Raw genomic sequence first — 21,464 nt, 5'->3', positions numbered from 1 at the left:
GTTATGTTCATTGGCTTGAGGAGATAATGTTATGTTGACTATTTTAGGCTTTTTAGAGCTACTCTATCTAAAGATGTAAAGTTTTGTATCGACATTCAACATTTCTGGTTTTGATCATAATTCAATCTGTTTTAAAGATTGTTTGGCGTTTTTTTTATCCACCAATTTGCCAGATAGATTTTTTATTAATGTGGATAAAGTTTCCTTCATTGTTTATTTTTTTGCTTGCGCTTTATTATTGGCCAATCCATTTATTTAATCAATGGAAATCGAATGATAACACTAATTACGACCATTATTCATCACATCGTCATACATGGCTTGATTTATTAAAGCTTTTATTAATGCTATGTCTTTCTTTCTTCTTATTAATGGCAGTATTGGCTCGCGAAGTTTATGAGACTTATCGCATATTGCAGATAGCTCTGGCGTTCGCAGTGCTTCCTGCTCACATTAACAGTTATTTTTATCAGAAATTTAAGACTAATTCTATACTTTTCTGTTTAGTTGTCTCATTACCTATAGTTACAATATTTTTATTTATTAGTAGTTTTTCATATTTAATCAACTTATCTCTACTTTTGCTACTAATAGGGTTGACAATTTGGACATTTTACGGATTATCTTTTTTGCCAAGAAATCAAATAGTTAGTTTGCTAAACATAAATCACTACAATCCTTGTTACTTACCAGGAATGACAAATCAATATCGAAATAAGACACTTAAATTAATTGGTTTAAGTGGGATAACTACTGTTATGTTTTTAATATCAGCATATTTCGATATACCTCGGATAGAAACATTTGCATTATATAGACCAGCTTTTGAACGAGTCGTGCAAATGGTAAAAACCAACAAAATTGTCAAAGATAATTCAGAACCAGAATTTTTTCAAATACCTTGTGATTATAGTTATTTAACTCCTGCTTCTCCTCAAGGCATTGTCAGAGTAAAACAGGAAGGAGATAGCTTAACGGTTACATTTAGGATATTTAACATGGGTTTTGGTGATGGATATACAGCATTTGTTTATCGGGATCACCCATTTGATTACAAGCAAGATACTAACTATATCGAATTTAAAGATTTGGGTAATTACTGGTATTGGGAAAGGTGGACTTCTTAAATTTTTCTCATACTCATTAATAAAAACTGTAAATCACCCCTACGGTGTTCTCTGACACCTCGAACATTTTTTTCCCTCGCTTGCTTCTAATAATCTCGCTAAATAATTTCTAAACTCCCGTTATGACCACATTATCAAACTGTTCGGCTGACACTCACTGCGAAGCCTTTGACACCATTTTTTAAAGCATGGGGATATGGCTATGGCTGTGGGAGTTGTCTCTTTCATTAGGGTTTGCTTGACACAAAAGCTTTGCCATCTCTGCATCATACTCTTTTGTTCCCTACGCCCCATTAATTACCCTTATAATTTTCCAAGGAATCTAATCTTATTTTTAATAAATCTATTTGTAAATAAACGTAATCTCTCAAAACAGATATTTTCCCTATTTGAGAATGCAAGTTTTTTTGTTCTTCTTGAAATTGGTTTAACTGCAATTTCAAATCATCTAAATGGTTGTAAATTTTTTTGATTTCTAAATATAAATTTTCTCTTGCTACTTCTGTATTTGGTTGAAATTCTGAAAATTCTAATAAATTATTATCGATATTTAATATAGATGAAAAATGCAAGGACGGATTACTAAATTCTAAAATACCCTTTTCTTCTAATTTCCATTCTTTTCCATTGGGTAAGATGGATACTTTCGCGGATTTAATCATTAGAAAATGAGTATCTGCTGAGGGAGTAAAGCCTGTAAAATAAAATAATTTTTCTACCGTTTTTAGTTTATGAATATGTAATTTAATATTAATACTGGGAACAAGAAAAATTTTATTTTTATTAGAAACAATTATCCAGTATTTACCATTGTCATCTTTTTCTAAAAAAATAGGCTGATTTTGGTTGTTTTCTCGATAACTTTTAGCTGTTAATTCGGCAATAATTGAATTTTTTAATAAAACTTTGGGGACGTTATTATAAACTTCTATTAATTCTGGTTCAGATATATCTAGAGGTGTAATTTTTTCCGTTGTAAAAGCACCTGTCACGATAACTGAGCCATTTTGCACTCTTTCGGTTAGTGTGGATAAATAATTTTCTATATTAGTTATTCTTGGTGCAAAATTCTGTTCAACAATTTGCTGTAATCGTTTAACTCTCCGAATTAAATCGTCTTTAAAATTCATTTATTATTTATCTCCTTACATAAAACTCTAAGCAATGCTTTTAATTCTAAAATAAAAAGTGGTTCTTGTTGGATATATTTAACATCAGCCTTTATAAAATTTAAATAATTTTGTAAATCCCTTGATATAGCTTGCAATAGTTTTTGATTATATTCAAAGTTTGATATATTGAGTCCTTCTTTCTTAAATTTGTAAACCTCTATTGGTTTAATAACTTCGATCTTTAAAACATTTAAACTATAATGAAACCTATTAATAAATAGTTGTGTCGGAATAAAATTAGTAATTTTGTATTTGTCAATATTGTTTACAGTTATATCTAATTCTTGTAATTTTTTATCTTGCAAAACTAAACCACAAGCAACTTCATCTTGGGGGTTTTGACTCATACGTGTAATTTCTTCTGTGTCAGAAAAACCAGAACCTATACTCATCATCCGACCGAGTAAAGAATTAATTTCTGAATAGCGATCAAATTTTCCACCTTCTGACAACCAATTTAAAATACTTGAACCAATTCCACCAATATAAACAGGAGTAATTTCTTTAAGAGTGTATTTACCTTCTTGATATAAAACAGCAAGAATTTGACCAATATAAAAATATAAACCAGATAAACCAATAGACATTAATGTTATTAGTTGTTGAAATTCAGGATGATTTATAAATAACTCTCGTTTTCTTGATAACCAGGTTACAGAATTTAGACGTAACCAAGTATCTAATTTGTCATAGAAAGGATATTCTGGTAGTTCTATCCAGTTGTTAGGTTCAAGGTCAAATATTTTCAAAATCTGAGGATTAATTCTTAAGAATTGAGAAAAAATATCTATCTTGCCAAAGTTGAGAGAACATTGATGAACAAGTTGATTATCTTGCCAAACGGATATATTAGAAACTGCATTACCGATATCAATACAAGTGGTATTTACTAAATCATAATCTTCATATTCAGTAAAATATTGAGCAAATGCTAAACTTTGTGAGCGGAAATGTTGACCATCATTAATATTTGGGCAAAGGTGTTTAACACCTGTTTTATTTTGTAACTCTTGGGTTATATCTTTCCACATTTGAGCATATTCATATTTATCTTCGCGGGAAAAGTTAGGAGGATAAGAAATACACCATTGAATTGTTTTAACTTGCTTGTTAACAGCATTTGCAGTCAGGTGTAAAGTCAGGTGTTTAAGAAATAACCGAATATATCTGAGATTTTCATTTGACCATTGTAAATCTTTTTTCACCCAAGTTTCTTGCAGTGAATATCTACGATCAGGAATATAAACTCTACCATCAAAAATTGGACGCTCTTGATTTATTTCTGTACTTCCCCTAGTAGTTAGTACGGTAGGCATTGGGAAAGGTTTATCTACTGGAATAAAACTTTCAGGAATAAAATATTCAAATAAAACTGGAAACCTAGTTTCCACTAAAACATAAGTAACTTTATAATTTAGATTATCTAATTTAAAATATTCAACAATTTTATCATCTTTATTAACATAAACGCTAGTATAATCATTTCTAAAATCTATACCGATTGTCCAGCAATATGCAAGCTCTATTTTTTGGGGTGTTGGTAGTAAAATAATACCAATTATATTTTCTTGGCTATTTTTACATTCAATAAATTTAGGAAATTCATGACACCGAATTATCTGATAACTACCTTTACGGTCTTTCAAATTTTGAATTTCCTCTACATTGGGAAAAGCAACCTGAAAAGTTTCTTCTCCATATTCAGCATCATAATAAAAACCATAATATTCTGTCCATCCTTCTGCTTGAAAGTTAGGCCATACTTCTAAAACTGGAACTTCATAAATAATATTTTCTGCTTGAAGTGTATAATCTTTAAACAAAGGTATTTTAATATTTGGTAAATCTAAAATTAGCGTTACCTGTGATAAATCATCTTCATCAATTAATTCAAATTTAAGCTGTTTCGTTAATTCTTCTGGAGTAAAATAATCTAGGAGAATAGGGTTAAGCGGTAAAATAGGAGTAATTTGGCGATTTTCAAATACTAAAAATTGCGTACATCGAGGAAGTAAAGCACCTGGTAAAATACCCTCTTGATCAATAAATACGAGTTGATTTAAAAATAAATCTTGGGTTGTAATTTTAAGTTCCTTGAGTTTATTTAATAAACTTTCCGTTTTCAATTTTAAATTGTGTACATTCTTATTCATATCTATTCAAATTCAATAATTCCTTTTTCTGTTAATTGCCAAGTTTGGGAACTACCTATCATCACCACTTTAGCAGGTTTGAGTAATTTAAACTTACTTGTAACCTTACTTCCTCGAATTTGAAACAACGCTCTAAAAGTATCTATCGTTGAACGACTGAAACCAAAACCCCTTTTAGGCATAAGATATAATGTATCTCTACCAAATAACCAGTATAAACCTTGAGCTTGTCTTTCTAAAACAACTGCTTCATTAATACCTTGACTACGGTTTTGAATACTAGAACTGGTTTCCGAAACTTGTTTTGCTTGCTGTGAAATTACAACAGGATTAGAATTATAAGTTTCCACAATGCGTAATTCGTCAGGATTGAGATTTAAACTGTTAGCTGTATTTACTGCTTGCTGCTGATTTGATGTTATTTCCTGATGATTATTTTCAACTATATGAGAACTTTGGGTTACTTCTTGAACTGGTGATTTAATTCTATTTTCTAACTCACTATACTTATTTTCTATTGCTTGGATTTCAGTTTTAAATTTTTCCCTTTCTTCTATTAATTTTTTAATTTGCAATTTTAAATCATTAATTTCTACATCAGTTTTATTTGTATAATCTGTAAATTCATCTCTTGATATAGATGAAATTACATTTTTTTTTATAACTTCCTGTGCAACTGGTGAATTATGAACTTTACCATTTGATAGTTCAATGGGTAATAGTGGTAAATTCCCAAACTCTATTAAACCCTGTTCTGCTAATATCCAACCTTCTGCTTTTCTAGGTGGGTGAACTTGAGCAGGTTTTTTGAGAATAAATTCACGTTTATCTGAATCTTCGTAATTATGATGTTGAAAGAGTAAATTAAATGCTTCATTCACACGGGGGTTAATTTTACCATTGAGTTTGGTAATAGGAAATAGCCAATAAATATCATTATCGGTAGCAATTATCCAATAATTTCCTCTATTATCTTCTGTGAGTAATGTTTCTTGTGTACCGTTGGTATAGTAGTTTGGTGAAAGGTTAACTAATATTGCTGTTTTTTCAATTAACCGAGGAATGTAATTATATAATATAATTAATTCCTGTTCTGAAAAATCTACTTTTTCAAGATTATTAATTGGCATAATAAATAATAAAATCAATTAATTAGAAAAATGTAATTGTCCAATCTCTCTTAACTCCCATTGTTCACCAATGGAAGATACCTTTGCAGCTTTAACAACAGTAAAATTATTAGAAATATTCGGTTGATAACCTACACATTCAAAAAATGTAGCTATTGTGTGATAGTTATGTTCATTAATTTTCATTCCTCCTTTGGGAAAAAGATATTCATGACTACCTTCTGCTAAAATCCAATAATTGCCTCTATTACTAGATTCTAAAATGGGGGAAACACTGCGCCCAAGACGACGTTGTTCTGCTGTATACTCACTTTCTGAAACAGTAATTGCACTGCGCGAAAGAGAACGAGAATTATGATTATATGTTGATAGTAATTGACTGTTAGAATTAGATGTATGACTTTGAAAATGTAAGTTACTATTAGTTGGTTGATGAATGTAAGCAACTTGTCTATTTTGGGTAATAGGTTGATGTGTAATAGGATTGGTATATGTAGACGAATAAGTTTGATTAGTTGGATTGTTATTTTGAGAACTGTTCTCTATTTCTTTGATTTTTTGCTCTAATCTATTTAATATTTTATAAACTTCACTGAGTTCTCTTTGAAAATTCTCAATATCAATAAATTGGGTTTTATTGTTATTTGGTGCTGCTTTTTTATTGGGTGTATTCACAAACAGATAAAATTTATAACCATAAATACCCATACCAATTAAAATCATAAACAGCAACATATAAACAATTAGTGATAATTTATTAATATCATTTTTTAAAGTATTAACTCGAGAATGTAATTCTGTAATTACATCAGTATTTGTAGTTGCTGGTAAATTCTCTATTGGTAATTTATTCTGCGGGTCTAAACCCTTCTGAAAGTTTGTTTTAATCTGATTAGATTCTTTTTCTAAAGCATCAATATTTATATTCAAAAAATTGTTTATTTTGCTTTGAGTAGCTGGTCCAAATTTACCATCATAATTTTTAGGTACACTCTCTCCATCAAAAGAAGCCAGTTGTCTCTGAACCTTAGTTACACCTTCTGTTTTTAATCCGTCTTTTAATGGTTCAACAGTTGCGTTAATATCATCGGTAATTTCAATAACTTTTTTTACCTGTTCTGTCTGTTGAATTTTTGACAATTCTTCTCTAAATTTTTCGATTTTTGAAATAACATCTTGAGAGTTAATTTTATCCCGTTGTTCAGGATTATTTACTGCTGATTGAAGTTCTGAGTTAAATGATTGTATAGATTTTTTCAATTCTTCAAAACTCTTAATCAATTTTTTATTTTCATTATTTTGGCTAGATTGTTGATTTATTTGGGCGATATTAATATTTCTATCACTATTATTAGTAGTACCTAAAACAGTTGGTTCTGTTACTAACAATAAATTAAGTGATAAAAGTATGGGTGTAATCGTTTTCAAATAAATATGTAGTTTCATGTTTTAACTCTTTAAATTACAAAAATTCTATGATTCCTCTTTCTTCAAGCTGCCATGTTTGCTGATTACTTAAATAGTTAACCTTCCCTGGTTTGATGAGTCTAAAGTTCTCTTTTGTTGATTGTTCATAATTTCTACACTCAAATAATATCGAGAAAGTTTCATAGCTATGTGAGTTAATTTTATGATGATATTTTGGTACTAAATAAATATCTATTATCCAATAGTCACCTCTAGCTTTAGGTTCAAAAATTGGATTTACCTGATTCCCATTCATACGCAGTGATTTACTTTCCTGAGTTTCTGCAACTTCTCTTTTGCCTGAAAACTCTGATTTGTTATTATAATATTCTACTAACTCTATATATTCTGGATATTCATCTGGATATTCATGTAATTGGTGATTATCTGTTTCTTCTCTAATAACTGGTTCGTAATTTTCTGATAGGTTAAAACCAGGAGAAATATTAACAGGATAATTATTAACATCATTGTTAACAATCTTTTCCTTAATATCACTTACTTCTGCAAATACTTTTCTAAATAATACATTTTGTTCTTCGATTAACTTTATCTGTCGTTCTTGAGAGTCTACTAAAGACTGCAAAAAAGTTTCTGATTTTGATGCTACAACATTAACAGATGTTGTATTTGCTTTTTTCAATTGCTGTAAATCGTATGTATTTCTCCGCCATGAATCATAAATATTTCGCGCCCAATATAGCATTTTTTGTTCTCTAATATCTGAACTAAAGCTATCTAGATTTAGAGGCCAATGACAGTTTTTGCATTGAATTTCACTCACAATGTTTTCATACCTACAAACTGGACATTGTTTTTTTTCCATTGTTCTTACCTTTAAGAATGATCGGTTTGGGCGAATTTCATCGCCCATGTTTGATATGAATTTTATTTACCAGCCCAGCGTTTACCTAAAACTCTGAGTAATGCTTTTAGTCCAAGAATAAAAGGCGGTTCTTCACGAATATTATCAACTTCACCTCTAATAGCATTGAGAGAATTTCTCAGTTCCCTTTCTGTTTCCCGCCATAGTCTTTGATTAAATTCAGCATCAGGATCATCTGGATACAGTTTTTCAAATTCATATTCTGGTATTGGTTGAATACTATCAATCCTTAAATGATCTAAACTTGCATGAAAAACATTCAAAAATAACTTTAACTGATTTAATTCGGGAATTTCATACTTATTAATATTTCTGCCCCGAAAATCTAAACGATTTTGCCAACCAAATTCTTCATCATTAATTTTACAATATTCACCAGTAATGACATGATCTATTTCTCTTCTATCTAGTCCTTCTAATCTTCTACCTTGTAAAACTAAACCACAAGCAACTTCATCTTTAGGCTTTTGACTCAGGCGTGTAACTTGTTTGGTATCATCAAAACCAGAAGCTACACTCATCATTCTACTAAGCAATAAATTGATTTCTGAATAACTATCAAATCTACCTCCTTCAGCTAACCAATGTAAAAGACGGGAAGCGTTACCACCTATGTAAACCGGGGTAATTTCATCAACAGTATATTTACGCTCTTGGTGTAAAACAGAAAGAATTTGACCTACATAGAAATACAACCCAGATACACCAATTGCCATCAAACGAATTAACCCTTGAAAGTCTGGATTTTCTTCAAAAGTATCTCTTCTTTTTTCTAACCAATTTGTAGCTTCTAGCCGCATCCATACATCCAATTTGGCATTGAAAGCTGGACCCCTTAATCTAGTCCAATCATTAGCATTAATGTCAAAATTTTGCAAAAAATTAGGGTTCATCTCAATAAATTGAGAGAATAAATCACGCCCTGCTAACTGCACTGAACATTGATGTAATAGTTGATCATCTTGCCAAATAGAAATATCTGAAGTTCCACCGCCCATATCAATACAAGTGGTACTAACTAAATCATGTCCTTCATCTTCAGCAAAATATTGTGCAATAGCTAAACTTTCTGTGCGGAAATAGGTGGTGTTATCTCTAGTTGGGCTAATATTTTTAATTCCCGTTTTAGCTTGTAGTTGTTCAGTTAATCTTTGCCAATTAACTGCGTAGTTTTGCTGTTCTCTAGATGAAAATGCTGATGGAAAAGATAAAGCCCACTGAATTTTTTGTACACCATTTTTAGCAGCCATAGCTGTGATATGCAGGGCTAAATGTTTCAAAAACAGTTGATTATCAGTAGGGTTAGTAGTTGACCATTTCAGATTAGTTTTAATCCATGTTTCTTGAGGTGAAAAGCGATTTCTGTCGGGAATATAAAGTCTACCATCAAAAATAGGGTTTGAATCTTCGTCTCTAGAGTTTGTTTGCCCTCTTCTGGTTAATACTGTAGACATGGGGAAAGGCTTTTCTATGGGAATGAAACTTTCAGGAATAAAAAATTCAAACAACACAGGAAAGCGAGTATCAATAGAAACATCCGTGACTTTTTTGTGCAGGTTTTCTAAGTTCAGACGTTCTACCACCTTGTCATTTTTATTGACATAAATATTAGTAAAAGAAGTACCAAAATCTACACCAACTACCCATTCACCAGTTAAATTAATTTGTTCTGGAGTAGGTAATATAATCAATCCAATTGTGTTAGTATAAGTATCTTTACATTCAATAAAACTCGGAAATTCCTCAAACCTGACTACTTGATATAAGCCTTTACCTTCTTTAAACGTATGAATGTTTCTTGATGTAGCTGTGGGAAAACTAACCTGAAAAGTCTCCTCCCCATACTCAGCATCATAGTAAAACCCATAATATTCCTGCCAACCCTTAGCCCGAAAATCAGGCCATACCTCTAAAACCGGAACTTCATAAATAATATTTTCCTCTAACAATGGATAATCCTTAGTTAAAAAGAAATTTTGCGGAACATTTCCACCTTTAACACCATAAAGAGGCAAAGTTAAATTTACCCGTACCTGTGAACCACCTGCACCATTATTAACCAGTTGTAATTTAATTCTCTTGGTTAAATCCTCCGGCGTGAAATAGTTTAATAAAATCGGATTCAAAGGAATTAAAGGCGTAATATTCCGATTATTAAAAACTAAAGATAGTGTACCTTCAGGTAGTAAAGCACCTGGTAAAATTCCTTCTTGATCAATAAATTTTAATTCTGGTAAAAATAAATCTTTCGACTCTAAACAAACTACTTGTCTACTTCTATTCCATGTTTCAATATCTTCAGGGAGAAAAGCAGCTAAAGTTTTACCTTCATAAACAGATATATTTTGTGGTGGTTCATTCCAAGCAGTAGCAATATTTGGATCAATAATTAACAGTGGAGGAACATTCGGTTTAACTAAGCTGGGAATAACCCTAACATTAGATTCTTTCACCTCTACCTTAACAGGTAAATTCAGCGCAGTTAACGCCCCTCGGTTAATTTCTACTTCAAAATATGCCGGGTTATTACTAAATTGAAAATTCGGTGTGTTTGTCACACCCAAACTGTTAATAAAACCATTAACTAAACCAAATATCCTATCAATGGCTTTACTCTCACCGTTATATCTTCTAATCTCTCGGCGCAAATTATCTAACCAAAATACTAACTGTTCTTTTTCTGTTTGATTGAGACAATTATGGGGTGATTTTAACTGTAATGTATTAGCATCCCACCAAGGTATACCATCCCATTTTCCCTGTTCTGAAGGTACAACTAAGGTACTAGGAGAAGTCATGCCTACAGGTTGATCCTTACAGGTAAAAACATATAAATCTTCCCAAGGATGTTTATTATTATTAAATGTATAAAGAGTATTAACTGGATCAGGTAAAAGCTCATATAAAGAACGAGCAAAAATATGATTACTTTTCTTTGTTCCCAATTCTAAAAGTTGGGCTTTAATGGGAAAATTTCGGACTTCTGCTAATGCTAAAGCTGCTAACATCCCTTGCCATTGAATAATCATTTGTTCCCGAATTGGATAAGCATCATTATGTAATGCCATTTCCATTGATAAAGCTCGCGCCCAAACTGTGGGAACAGAACTCACACTGGTTACCGCTCCCGGTGCTTTGTAGTCTAAACTAGAGGCAACATCATTAAAAGCTTTTGGTGCTTGAGTATCCCAAATGCCAGGATTACCCGATTTGACATCACAATCATTTTTCAGTTTTGGCAATAACAAAGCAGACTGATTATTAGTATATGCACTGGTCATGATCAAATTTCCCTTTCATCAACAAGCTTCTTTCTACGAAAATTTCTGCCTACAAGCGACACACAATATATAAAGCCTTAGCCAGTCCAAATATTCCTATTTTGGGTAAATTGCTGATGGCAGCCGGATTCAAACGTCTTTTTAATTCTTGCACTGTATCCCTAGATTTTTGGTTTTTATCTCGACTGTCACCACCTCCAATGATTAAATCTGATAAATTATCAGGTTTCATGGAACCATTAGCGAAATGTTTAGCGTTGAATAATTGAATATTCTCATCAACACATTGATGAATTTGCGATAACCAGCGTAAATAATCTTGGCACCAAATACTAATTGTTTCTATGGCATTTTGTTGTTCAGGATCATTGAAATCAACTAATTTTTGTTGATTATTTCCTAGCACTGCGCGATCAGGAAAGAATTTCACAAACCAAAATGCTTGGGGACTTCTTTGAATCTCTCTTACTCCTGCTCTCTTTCCTTCTGCTAATAATGGAGCAATATCAGCTAACCATACAAATGCAAACCGAGTAGCATTTACTAATTCATCTCTAACTAATTTGTGTTCAGGAATATCTCGCCAAGTGATATTCTTTAAACTCTCCCGATTCATTAATACTACAGTTTTTTGCTGAGGATTTGTATTTAATAAAAATTGTCTAGCGGCTAATGCAGCGTACATTTCAATAAAATGGGGATCATTACGTTGGGTGTTTTTACCCACACTAAAAACTTTAACTGGAGATAAGTTTTGATTACCCAATAAATAGACGGTATCAAAAGTTTCTTGTGATTGAATACCATAATAACGTAATGCGGCTTCTGTATTTAATAAAAACTGATCAGAACGGGCATAAACTGTTTCTGAACTATCCACTAAAGTAGGATTAAATCCAAAATAAGGTAGTGCAAATAAACAACCAATATCTACTTTACTTCTGATTCTCAAATTTTCTAGCTTGTTATGAATTAACCGCCCAATTGTTGGTAATCCTGAAGCACCAGTACCCCCAAAAATTGACCCGCATAAAAATACTTTTGGACGTTTACCGCTGCCTGTATCTGTTTGCAGTTGGTTCAGTAGTTGACACCATGAATCATAATCTAACGCGTCAAGTTTTACCTGACTCATTACCGCCGCACCGATAGCAGGACGACCCCGAAAACCTACATCTAAATTAGCTTCTCGTTCTTGGGAAGTATAGAGAACATCAAATAAATTTCCTAATGCTGGTTCATCATCTTTGAGCAGGTTATATTCAAAAAATGAACCCAGATTTTTATTGACGCTGGTATTAGCAAAAGGCGACCATAAACCAAAGTCTCTGATTTCCGTTTTCATCCAAGGAAATTTATCAGCTAAGTTTAATTCATGGCAGTCTTGATAAATTTTCAGACTTTTTCGCGCTCGTTCTAAATTACCGTTATTTTCATCAGCATCAACAAATAATAAATTTAGTGTTTCTTCGTTAAAAAGTCCTATAGATGCTAATTGAATTATTGCTTCAATGCACTTAGCACCAGTTCCACCAATTCCAATGACATAAATTGACATTTGTTAATCTCCCATTAGTTTATGACGGATAAAAAAAGCTCCAGGGGCAATATATTTGACAGTTTCAGGAGAACTGGTAGCGGTACTTAACCAATACAACCAGATACTATCAAACAAGAAAAAACACATTAAGGAAAATTGCGCTTCATCGCTGCGGTTGATGTACAAGACTGTAAAAAAAATGGTGAGTAAAGGTAGCAGTCCCAACAAAAACCAAATTAACAACCATTTACCCCTGCTACTACTGCTAGACCTGCTCATTGCTCCCAAGACACACCAAAAAATTGTAGAAAACATACAAACACCGAACATAATCAGTGCAGCTGTTGTATAGTCAGCAGCAAGCCATGTATCCAGGGGTACTTTCTGAATAGGTATAACTTGATTTTCATAGATAAGACGCTGACCCAAAAACATCAAGCCAGCACCAATCACAGTAAAGATAATGATCCTGATAATCTCCCAAGGCTTCATTAGCCCTCCTTCATAACGTTTTATGCAGGATTAATGTTGCATTTCAACAAAACAAGGCTCTTCTTTGATATACTCCCATATTGTGATCTATAAGGCAATACAGACCACCGTAAAATTACTTAATAAACATTAGTAATTTATTCATACTTATTCTTTGGAGGCTAAAAAATGATGTGGATGAAATGGCTATTTGTAGCGAGTGTTACAAGTTTTTTATTATCTTGCAGTCCAGCTAGAGTTAAGGAGCAGTTAAATTGTGAAATGCCTCCTACTCAGGAGCAATCTTCTAAATCTAATAATTTGAGGGTTGCAATTTATATTGATGGTAGTGGCTCAATGTTGGGTTATGTGAAAGATGGAGAAACTAATTATGTTAAAGCTTTACATGCTATCAGAAATGTATTTGAATTAACGGGTAAATTACCAGTTGAATATTATCGCAATGGAAATAACAGCCAAAGAATTACTACTAGTGAATATTATAGTTATGCAGCACGTCCAATATTTTATGATGGCAGTAACTCTAAATATAAAGCGGTCTCTAGCCCAATTGATGCTGCTATTGTTGCACCTCGAAAAAATGAAGATAAAATGACTGTTATTATAACTGATTTAGAACAAAATAGTGGTGATGTTACTAAGCTCAATAAAAAAATACAGGATACTTATTTTAATGCTGAGAGACCAGATTATGCAGTGGGCATTTGGGCGGTTAAAAGTCAGTTTAATGGTAATGTATATATACAAAACTCAGATATTCTAAAGACTTTTAATTATAAGTCAGGTAACACACCTGAAAAATTACGTCCATTTTATATTTTATTTTTGGGACCTTATAGGGATATCAAATATTATTTTGAACAATTAAAGAACTATGACTCTCAAGAATTATTAGCTAACAGTAAATTGATAATTTTTCATCCCGACAATCTAATTGAAAGTATATCTAACTTACAAACGTTACCTACAAATCTACCGAAAGGAATAAATAGGCCATACTCCCTTGTTAAAGATGGGCTTTATGCTAGTAAGAATAACAATGTGCCAATAGACTTATTGCAAATAGATAATACTACACAAAATGAGTTAGTCATTGATTACAACGTACCTTTTAAACAATATAAAAACAGTTTATTAATTGATGTTAATTCCATTCAACATAAGAAAAATGTTCAAAAATTTGATAAATTTCTGAAAAAATTTACGTCCAATATTGAAACCTCGGAAATTAACGAAGCTATCAAATTAACCAATTGGCAAATTCTAGATCAAGAAAACAAGTTGAAATTTTCAGCTATAATTCAACCTCATAAATTCACATCGCCAGGCGTTTATCAATTTAAATTTGACATTTTTACCCAGAACTTACAATCACCTAGTTGGTGGCAAGAATGGGACTGGACATCAAGAACTAGTGATAAAGATGGCTCAAAAACTCATAATTTAGAGGCATTTTTAATTGGACTTAAAAATAGAACAGAAACAATGAAAGTAGAACAATCAGATACACGAATAAATAATTATTGGTTAATTGGACGTTTTTGTTATGCTATTCAGAAAAATTGATTTTTGTTTGTATGTGTTATTTTCAGATTTATCAAATTCAAGAAAATGACTAATTGACCAAATTTTAACTATATCAATATGAATTGCAAAGCTATCTACTGGGATTTCCATAGTTTAGTTGACCTTGGTTAAGGTCATAGCACTTATGCGCTTACTTCGTTAGGATATTAACTTCATGTATGACAAACTTAAACCATAAGTTCCATAATTTGCTAAACTCCAAAATCGGACAGAATGAGAACATCAAGAATTTGGAGGGGTCGCAGAGTGACTCATGGTGAAAGTACAGTCAATGTAGAAAATGTTCGTCTTCAGGAATATTCCTGGCCGTTTTGGCCTATTTTCCCCCTCTACCCCTATGGTCAGCGTCGCACCATTCGCAGAGAGGTAATTAAAGATACCATTTGGACGTTTGACCAAATGCAGGGGGTTTTCTATGTTGTTGTACCCATACGCATGACTGTGGTGAAGTTGGAAACAGGAGGTTTGCTGGTTTATGCACCTGTCGCACCAACAAGAGAATGTATCCGCTTAATGCAGGATTTGGTAGCTGAATATGGTGATGTTAAGTATATTATTTTACCTACTATATCTGGATTAGAACACAAAGTTTTTGTTGGGCCTTTTGCAAGGTACTTTCCCTCTGCACAGGTGTTTGTCGCACCTCAACAGTGGAGTTTTCCTGTCAATTTACCTTTGAGTTGGTTGGGTTTACCAGGGAAGCGGACTCAGGTGTTACCGACAGATAGTAGTCAAGCACCTTTTGCTGATGAGTTTGATTATGCCATACTAGGGCCGATTGACTTGGGTCCTGGTCGATTTGCAGAGGTGGCATTTTTGCACAGGCGATCGCATACTCTATTAGTAACAGATACCATAGTTTCCGTGCCAGCAGATCCACCAGCGATCGTGCAAATTGACCCCTATCCCTTGCTGTATCATGCTAAGGACAGAGCTTATGATATCGTAGCTGACACCCAAGTTAACCGTCGTAAGGGATGGCAACGTATCACTTTATTTGCTTTTTATTTCCGTCCCAGTGTGGTAGATGTACCAACCTGGAAAGATATATTCAGAGATGCCCAAAAAGCCCCAGAACGCTCTCGAAAAGCATATTTTGGGTTTTTCCCCTTTAAATGGCAACAACAGTGGCAAAGGTCATTTGAAGTCTTGCGGGGAGACGGGAGGATCTTTGTTGCCCCAGTTTTACAAAGTTTAATTCTCAACCGCGCACCCCAGGAAACTATTAACTGGGCTAATCAAGTAGCAAAATGGGATTTTCAATGGATTATTCCCTGTCATTTTGATGCCCCAATTAAAGCGAAGCCACAGGAATTTAGACAAGCATTTTCTTTTTTAGAAAAATATCCGACTGGTGGTTTAATTAATAGCTATAGTTATCCTCTACCAGCAGAAGATTTTCAGGTATTACGAGATATTGATGAGGGTTTAAATAAGTTTGGTATTGTCCCTCCTGCAAAAGAAAAAGTTTGATATCTACTCACAATTAACATTCAATTAATTAAGATGAGACTGCTTACATTAGTATTTATTTTTTTGTTTTTAACTAAATATCTCATCTAGGTTGAGAAATGTTCATCTAAGGTACATTGTGCTACGCGACAACACACCCTACAAAATCAATATACCTCTTGCAAAAGTCTTTCTTTTTTAGGACTTACACACAAGTTACGAAAGAATAAACCACGTTCGCGTAGCGTCCCGTAGGGATAGGAAATAGGGTTTCAGTGATATTTTGCGTAAGTCCTGTTTTTGTTAAGCTGCTGTGCGTGAAACAAAAAAATATGGCTCTTCAGTACATAAAGAGTAAGTATAAAAGAGTAAAAACCAAGGAAAACTAATTATTACTCTATCTTTCTCTTTCTACTTCCATAATTTCAGTATATTCAAACTCATTGGGACTCTGACGCACTAAAGGATATCGTTCTCCTCCTAATTCAATATAATCTTGTTCACAATCAGGTTTAGAAGAATAATAAGTCAGTACATATTCTTTACCAATTCTATGGGTAATTTCTTCTTCTACTTCTCCCCGCCATTGGGTTTTGGTCACTAAAATGATTAATTGATTAGCTAATTGGGGAATAGTTCTAGCAATGTGTCTTCGGGACATTTCATCTAAACTGCCAAAAGGAGAATCCATAACCATTGGAAATGTGCTACTATCTGGCAGCATCATCATTTTGCGTTTTTCGCTCCATTCCCGCACCTTATCAATGATGCTAGCAATGAAAGATAAACTGAGAACTTGGTTTTCTCCGGTAGATGCAGCTACAGGTGCTTCAGTTCCTGCGGTATTTTCTACTAAATTCAGTTCATATTTATCACTGATTTTGGGAATATATGGTGTAAAAGATATTTTGGCGAATATTTCTTGAACGCGCTTTTCTAATTGCAGTCGGAATTGTTTTTCTTGACGATTTTTTACTTCTATTAGTCTTTCTATGGCATCTTGAGTAGCATTAATACGTCTTTGTGCCAGCAGTTGCTTTTCTTCATTTAATTTTTGTTTGGCGATTTGTTTAATTAAACTATCGATTTCTATTTTTAAATAAGTGATTTTCTGTTCATTTGCTCCCTGCTCACGATTCAGATCATCAATTTTCGCTTCAATTTCATCTAAACGCTTTTGTAGTCTACTAATTTCTTCGTTAGGGTCTTTTCGCAGCAGTTCTTGAATACTATCTAATTCCTCTTCAATTTGAGCAATAGTATCCCGTAACTGTTTAATTCTTTCTTGCTCTCGGTCAACTTCTACCCAAAATGCTATGGCTTGTTTATCAATTTCATCAACTTGAGCACTCATACGTATAGCTGTTTCTTCAACTGTGGAAGAACCAGCACGTTCTAGTAAATGTAGGACATGATTATGTCCATGAGTGCCTTCGCTTAAGTCTGCACCACAAATACAACTACCAGATGATAACAATTCGTTGATAAATTCCCGTGAAATACCAACAGTTAACTCTCCACGCTGTTTCAAATCAGTGATGATATCACGAAATTTTGCAGTAGTTTCTGATAAAAGTACAGTATATCCACGTGAGGAAATAATTTTTTTTAGTGCTTCTCTAGTTTTCCTCAACTCTTCTCGATGAGATGCTCGTTGCGTTTCTAAATTCTGCCGTTTCTCTTCCCGTTCCTTGGCAGCACTCAGTTCTCGTAGCTTTTGACTAACATCTTTCTTGAAGGTTTGTTGATATTCTAACTCCTGTTGAATTTCACTTTGGCGTTTGGTGATATAGTCAATTTCCCGTTCTAACTTTTCTTGTTGACGTAACAGTTGTTTAATTTCCCCTTCACCAATATTTTTTAACTCTGTTTCTAAAGCTTTCTTTGCTTCTCCTAAATGTTTAATAGAACGCTCTATTACTTCCACTCCTAAAAAAATTCTGATGGCATCAGCAATTTCTGTTTTGTTGTCAGAACGGACTATTTCTTCAATTCGTTCACCATCAAAGAAAAAGTATTGATGTAAATTTACAGGCAGAATTTGATTAATAATATCGTCAGGATGTTGGTTAGGAATGTGCCACTTGCCATCATCACCACTCACCCACATAGTTAACTGAGTTTTTCCAGGCTCGATTTCATTACTGCCTTTATAAACTCGACAAGTCCGTTTTGCTCGATAGCGATTGTTTTCATGTTCCCAAGCAATTTCTACCCAACATTCTACAGATTGACCTGGTGAAGTTTCAGTAATTGCTCTTTTATTGACTAACTGTTCTGCTACCGCAAAAGCTGCACTGAATCTTTCATACAAAACCCAAGTAAACGCATTTAATAAACTGGTCTTACCGGAACCATTGCTGCCATGAATCATCGTCGTACTAGTGGCAAGATTGATTTCTGGTGTGGTGGCATAAAAAGACCGAAAATTGCAAAGTTTAATAGAAGTCAGTTTCATTGCACTGATTCCTTCACAATTTCTAAAATATCTTCGTTTATGTGGCTTTTCCGCTTCCGGTCTAGCCGACTTTTCTCTAACTTCAGAACTTTATCAATAATCTGTCTGACTTCCAAGGGTGCATTATTGATTGGTTCGTATAAGTCTTCAATATTTTCTGGTGGCAACATAATGGCAGCTATAGAGATAGATTTAGCATCTATTTTAACTGTCTGCTTTGGTGTAATTACCAGTGTGAATTTACTGTTACTTTCAACTTAAAAATCTGCAAAAAATTGAAAAATTACGACTTTTTACATTGTAAATTTATTGATTTTTATATGTTTTTATGATATTTATGGATTTTGTCAAGGTTTATGATTCACCCTTTTTTAAATTTTTCCCATTAGCAAAAAAAGCATAACACTAAATGATAAATCTATTTTGCTCCAACTGTAAATACAGGTTTTATCAGTATTTACACTATAAATATAATCAAACCAACCACAAAATCTATCACAAGCCTAATTCCTAGCTTCAAGGTCTATACTCATTTGAAGCTGCAATCTGTTTGAGAGTAATTTCTTTTAATCTCATCACGACGCAGTTTGTTGTGACGTAAAAATTAACCATCCTGCTCACTCATGCCTATTCCAAAAATGATCGGTACAAATGTAGGTTAGCTGAAGTAATATATCGCCAAATCGTTTGTACAGCTTGCCGTGAGTATCACCAAAAACATCAAAGTCTTGTCTGTGTTAGGTTTCCTTTGGTCAACCCAACCTACTGGTCTGTTTCATTTTTCCTAGAATTGGTATTTACTGATGACTGTACATAATACTCTGTACCCTTGGTGTGAGTTGTCGGGTAAAATTCCCTAAGTGCTGTTTTCATGGAAAAATAGCACTTTTAGTAAGTGTCAAAGACTCAAAACCGATATCCCAAAAAATTTTTCCAGAAAAAACTCAAAACATAGTTGACAAATCAGAAAAAGTTAGTAATAATAATAAAAGTGCAAGTCAAGGGACTGTAGTTCAATTGGTTAGAGCACCGCCCTGTCACGGCGGAAGTTGCGGGTTCGAGCCCCGTCAGTCCCGTTAAAAAAGTTGAGAGTGCTGAATGCTGAGATAGCGCCACCTAGAGTATTATGGCGAGCATTCCTAAGAATAGCGATATAAATAAGGGACAGTGGTGAAATAATCACTACTGTAACTCAGCGTTCAGCACTTGTATTGCTTTTTGAAAGAGAGAATTAATTGTGACCGTCAGAGTCCGTATAGCTCCAAGTCCTACGGGAAATTTACACATTGGTACAGCCAGAACTGCTGTATTCAACTATTTATTTGCCCGTCACCATGGTGGTAAGTTTATCCTGCGAATAGAAGATACAGATCTAGAGCGATCGCGTCCTGAATATACTGAAAATATCATGACTGGATTGCGTTGGCTGGGATTGAACTGGGATGAAGGCCCATTTTTTCAATCTGAACGGTTGCACCTGTACCAAGCCGCAGTTCAGAAACTCCTTGATCAGGGGTTAGCCTATCGCTGTTACACCACATCTGAAGAATTAGAAGCATTACGGGAAGCACAAAAAGCTAGAAACGAAGCTCCCCGCTACGATAACCGTCACCGCAACTTAACTCCAGAACAACGAGCAGCTTTTGAAGCCGAAGGACGCTCCTATGTAATTCGCTTCAAAATTGACGATAACCGGGAGATTGTCTGGAACGACTTAGTAAGGGGTTCCATGAGTTGGCGTGGTAGTGATTTGGGTGGTGATATGGTCATTGCTCGCGCTTCCTCTGAAGGTGTGGGACAACCACTCTATAACTTTGTGGTGGTCGTGGATGACATTGATATGCAAATTACCCATGTCATTCGCGGAGAAGACCATATCGCCAACACTGCTAAACAAATTCTGTTGTATGAAGCTTTAGGTGCAAAACCACCAGAATTTTCCCATACACCCCTGATTTTGAATATGGATGGTCGCAAACTTTCCAAACGGGACGGGGTGACATCCATTTCTGACTTCCAGCAAATGGGGTTCACTGCGGAAGCGTTGGTTAATTATATGACCTTACTCGGTTGGTCTCCCACGGACTCAACCCAAGAAATCTTCACCTTAGCTGATGCAGCCAAAGACTTTAGCTTTGAGCGGGTAAATAAAGCTGGTGCTAAGTTTGACTGGGCCAAATTGGATTGGATCAATAGCCAATATATCCACAGTATGCCCATTGATAAACTTACAGATTTACTCATTCCTTATTGGGAAGCAGCAGGTTATCAATTCACATCGGGAAGAGAACGCCCTTGGTTAGAACAGTTAGTCAGCTTACTGGCTGCTAGTTTAACTCGGTTAGTAGATGCTGTAGCCATGAGCAAAGTATTCTTTACCGAGACGGTAGAATTGAGCGAAGAAGGTAGCCAACAACTCGAGCAAGGTGGGGTAAAAGCTGTATTGGAAGCTATTGTCACCGCTTTAGATACTCAACCGGAACTGACAGCCGACATTGCCCAAGACATCATTAAAAAAGTGGTGAAAGCTGAGAATGTGAAGAAAGGTTTAGTGATGCGATCGCTCCGTGTAGCTTTAACCGGCGACGTACACGGCCCTGACCTGATTCAATCCTGGCTATTACTCCATCAAATTGGTTTAGATAAACCCCGTTTAACTCAAGCGATCGCTGCTGTTAGTTAAATTTATGATAGGGACACCTGATACCATTTTGGATTT

14 protein-coding genes and 1 tRNA gene are annotated in these 21,464 nt (G+C 34.1%); 5 read left to right on the top strand and 10 right to left on the bottom strand.

Going from position 1 to position 21,464, the window contains the following annotated elements:
* The first annotated feature begins 758 nt into the window (after positions 1-758).
* A complete protein-coding gene (locus tag H6G73_RS03520) occupies positions 759-1,127 on the top strand; it encodes a hypothetical protein (protein ID WP_190601552.1) in 369 nt (122 codons plus the stop codon).
* Between the two features lie 293 nt (positions 1,128-1,420).
* On the opposite strand, the gene H6G73_RS03515 is transcribed toward H6G73_RS03520, so the two are convergent.
* The 8 genes from H6G73_RS03515 to H6G73_RS03480 form a co-directional block, all read right to left on the bottom strand.
* Positions 1,421-2,257: a hypothetical protein gene (locus H6G73_RS03515; protein ID WP_199317588.1), complete on the bottom strand. Its 837-nt coding sequence runs from the start codon at positions 2,255-2,257 to the stop codon at positions 1,421-1,423.
* Positions 2,254-4,452 carry a hypothetical protein gene (locus H6G73_RS03510; protein WP_190601551.1) on the bottom strand — a complete coding sequence of 733 codons (2,199 nt, stop codon included), beginning with the start codon at positions 4,450-4,452 and terminating at the stop codon, positions 2,254-2,256. Before H6G73_RS03510 ends, H6G73_RS03515 begins: the two co-directional genes overlap by 4 nt.
* 2 nt (positions 4,453-4,454) lie before the next feature.
* Entirely contained in the window at positions 4,455-5,582 is a 1,128-nt protein-coding gene (locus H6G73_RS03505) for a hypothetical protein (RefSeq protein ID WP_190601550.1), read from the bottom strand.
* Positions 5,583-5,600: 18 nt separating this feature from the next.
* On the bottom strand, positions 5,601-7,028 hold the full coding sequence (locus H6G73_RS03500) for a hypothetical protein (protein WP_190601549.1): 1,428 nt from the start codon (positions 7,026-7,028) through the stop codon (positions 5,601-5,603).
* A gap of 16 nt (positions 7,029-7,044) precedes the next feature.
* Entirely contained in the window at positions 7,045-7,875 is an 831-nt protein-coding gene (locus H6G73_RS03495; protein WP_206756228.1) for a hypothetical protein, read from the bottom strand.
* A 62-nt stretch (positions 7,876-7,937) separates the two neighbouring features.
* Positions 7,938-11,216 (bottom strand): hypothetical protein, encoded by a 3,279-nt coding sequence (locus H6G73_RS03490; RefSeq protein ID WP_190601547.1) that lies wholly within the window; start codon positions 11,214-11,216, stop codon positions 7,938-7,940.
* 49 nt (positions 11,217-11,265) lie between these two features.
* Complete coding sequence (locus H6G73_RS03485) at positions 11,266-12,774, bottom strand: tubulin-like doman-containing protein (protein WP_190601546.1); 1,509 nt, start codon at positions 12,772-12,774, stop codon at positions 11,266-11,268.
* 3 nt (positions 12,775-12,777) lie between these two features.
* Positions 12,778-13,248, bottom strand: a complete 471-nt coding sequence (locus tag H6G73_RS03480; protein ID WP_190601545.1) for a hypothetical protein — start codon at positions 13,246-13,248, stop codon at positions 12,778-12,780.
* Between the two features lie 168 nt (positions 13,249-13,416).
* Here H6G73_RS03480 and H6G73_RS03475 point away from each other — a divergent pair, with 168 nt between their 5' ends.
* Positions 13,417-14,814, top strand: coding sequence for a hypothetical protein (locus tag H6G73_RS03475; RefSeq protein WP_190601544.1), 1,398 nt, complete (start codon positions 13,417-13,419; stop codon positions 14,812-14,814).
* Positions 14,815-15,048: 234 nt separating this feature from the next.
* Positions 15,049-16,308, top strand: coding sequence for a DUF4336 domain-containing protein (locus H6G73_RS03470; protein ID WP_190601543.1), 1,260 nt, complete (start codon positions 15,049-15,051; stop codon positions 16,306-16,308).
* 376 nt (positions 16,309-16,684) lie between these two features.
* On the opposite strand, the gene H6G73_RS03465 is transcribed toward H6G73_RS03470, so the two are convergent.
* Both H6G73_RS03465 and H6G73_RS03460 read right to left on the bottom strand, forming a co-directional pair.
* Positions 16,685-18,745 (bottom strand): AAA family ATPase, encoded by a 2,061-nt coding sequence (locus tag H6G73_RS03465; protein WP_190601542.1) that lies wholly within the window; start codon positions 18,743-18,745, stop codon positions 16,685-16,687.
* Positions 18,742-18,915, bottom strand: a complete 174-nt coding sequence (locus H6G73_RS03460) for a hypothetical protein (RefSeq protein ID WP_190601541.1) — start codon at positions 18,913-18,915, stop codon at positions 18,742-18,744. The genes H6G73_RS03465 and H6G73_RS03460 overlap by 4 nt, the downstream gene beginning before the upstream one ends.
* Before the next feature lie 832 nt (positions 18,916-19,747).
* Here H6G73_RS03460 and H6G73_RS03455 point away from each other — a divergent pair.
* Together H6G73_RS03455 and gltX are read left to right on the top strand one after the other, a co-directional pair.
* Positions 19,748-19,821 (top strand) — tRNA-Asp (locus tag H6G73_RS03455).
* Positions 19,822-19,982: 161 nt separating this feature from the next.
* Positions 19,983-21,428, top strand: coding sequence for a glutamate--tRNA ligase (gltX, locus tag H6G73_RS03450; RefSeq protein WP_190601540.1), 1,446 nt, complete (start codon positions 19,983-19,985; stop codon positions 21,426-21,428).
* Positions 21,429-21,464 lie beyond the last annotated feature (36 nt).

It is taken from the genome of Richelia sinica FACHB-800 (genome assembly GCF_014698825.1).
Classification (GTDB): domain Bacteria; phylum Cyanobacteriota; class Cyanobacteriia; order Cyanobacteriales; family Nostocaceae; genus FACHB-800.
The sequence above is the reverse complement of the archived record's forward strand: the minus strand, read 5'-3'. Positions and strand labels throughout refer to the sequence as shown.

Bases quoted from the DNA above. Each gene is read 5' to 3' on its own strand.
- H6G73_RS03505 (WP_190601550.1), bottom strand. From the start codon at position 5,582: ATGCCAATTAATAATCTTGAAAAAGTAGATTTTTCAGAACAGGAATTA.
- H6G73_RS03500 (WP_190601549.1), bottom strand. From the start codon at position 7,028: ATGAAACTACATATTTATTTGAAAACGATTACACCCATACTTTTATCA.
- H6G73_RS03470 (WP_190601543.1), top strand. From the start codon at position 15,049: ATGAGAACATCAAGAATTTGGAGGGGTCGCAGAGTGACTCATGGTGAA.
- H6G73_RS03480 (WP_190601545.1), bottom strand. From the start codon at position 13,248: ATGAAGCCTTGGGAGATTATCAGGATCATTATCTTTACTGTGATTGGT.
- H6G73_RS03490 (WP_190601547.1), bottom strand. From the start codon at position 11,216: ATGACCAGTGCATATACTAATAATCAGTCTGCTTTGTTATTGCCAAAA.
- H6G73_RS03495 (WP_206756228.1), bottom strand. From the start codon at position 7,875: ATGGAAAAAAAACAATGTCCAGTTTGTAGGTATGAAAACATTGTGAGT.
- H6G73_RS03520 (WP_190601552.1), top strand. From the start codon at position 759: ATGTTTTTAATATCAGCATATTTCGATATACCTCGGATAGAAACATTT.
- H6G73_RS03485 (WP_190601546.1), bottom strand. From the start codon at position 12,774: ATGTCAATTTATGTCATTGGAATTGGTGGAACTGGTGCTAAGTGCATT.
- H6G73_RS03515 (WP_199317588.1), bottom strand. From the start codon at position 2,257: ATGAATTTTAAAGACGATTTAATTCGGAGAGTTAAACGATTACAGCAA.
- H6G73_RS03510 (WP_190601551.1), bottom strand. From the start codon at position 4,452: ATGAATAAGAATGTACACAATTTAAAATTGAAAACGGAAAGTTTATTA.
- H6G73_RS03460 (WP_190601541.1), bottom strand. From the start codon at position 18,915: ATGTTGCCACCAGAAAATATTGAAGACTTATACGAACCAATCAATAAT.
- H6G73_RS03475 (WP_190601544.1), top strand. From the start codon at position 13,417: ATGATGTGGATGAAATGGCTATTTGTAGCGAGTGTTACAAGTTTTTTA.
- H6G73_RS03465 (WP_190601542.1), bottom strand. From the start codon at position 18,745: ATGAAACTGACTTCTATTAAACTTTGCAATTTTCGGTCTTTTTATGCC.